General features: G+C 70.4%; 1 protein-coding gene. It reads left to right on the top strand.

From position 1 onward, the window contains the following. Nucleotides 1-880 (top strand): SidA/IucD/PvdA family monooxygenase (locus K6I34_RS37360; RefSeq protein WP_229332455.1); only part of this gene is annotated, 880 nt, incomplete at its 5' end. Nucleotides 881-1,055: the final 175 nt, after the last annotated feature.

Below are 1,055 nucleotides of genomic sequence, written 5' to 3'. Positions count from 1 at the left end.
CTCCGAAGCCCCCGCCGTCCCCGTCATCCACTCCGCCGACTACCTCGACCACCGCGAGAAGATCCTCGCCGCCGACCACGTCACCGTCATCGGATCAGGACAATCCGGCGCAGAAGTCTTCCTCGACCTCCTCCGCAACCGCCCCACCGGCCGCGAAAAAATCCACTGGCTCGCCCGCACCCCCGCCTTCGCCCCCATGGAATACAGCAAGCTCGGACTCGAACACTTCACCCCCGACTACACCCGCTACTTCCACGCCCTCCCCGAAGGCGTACGCAACCAACTCCTGCCCCAGCAATGGCAACTCCACAAGGGCATCGCCACCGAAACCCTCGCCGACATCCACGACGAGCTCTACCGTCGCAGCCTCCACGGAGGCTGGCCCGACACCGTCCTCACCCCAGGAGTCTTCGTCCGCACCGCCGGCCGCGTCGGCACCACCCGCGTCGAACTCCACCTCGAACACGCCCAGCAAGGCACCCGCTCCCGCATCACCACCGACGCCGTCGTCCTCGCCACCGGCTACCGCGAACGCCGCACCGACACCCTCCTCGCCGCCCTCGACCCCTACATCCGCCGCGACCACAACGACCGCCCCCGCATCGACGAACACCACCGACTCGTCCTCGACCCCCTCGTCACCGGCGCCATCCACGTCCAGAACGCCGAACGCCACACCCACGGCATCGGCACCCCCGACCTCGGACTCGCCGCCTGGCGCAGCGCCGTCATCCTCAACGCGATCACCGGCAAGACGGTCTGCGCGCTCCCCGAGCGCACGGCCTTCACCACCTTCGGCCTCGAACCCCGCCTCCACCCACGCGCCACCGCGCCGACGGAGGACCGACGGCCGCTCCCCCGCCAACTGCCGGTGCGCTGACACGCACCGCTGCGCCTACCGGGGTTCCTCTTGCGCTGCGCGCGCGTCTGCGGGTCCGGTGGGGGCTTGTCGCGCAGTTGCCCGCGCCCCTAACTACCTCCGGTTGTGGGCATGCGTTCCGCTAGGGGCTGGGGGTCCCCCGGACGGAGTCTGGGGGACCCCCAGCCCCTAGCGG

It is taken from the genome of Streptomyces sp. UNOC14_S4 (assembly GCF_020740835.1).
Taxonomy (GTDB): domain Bacteria; phylum Actinomycetota; class Actinomycetes; order Streptomycetales; family Streptomycetaceae; genus Streptomyces.
Note: the sequence above shows the minus strand (reverse complement) of the source record. Positions and strands in the feature narration are given on the sequence as shown.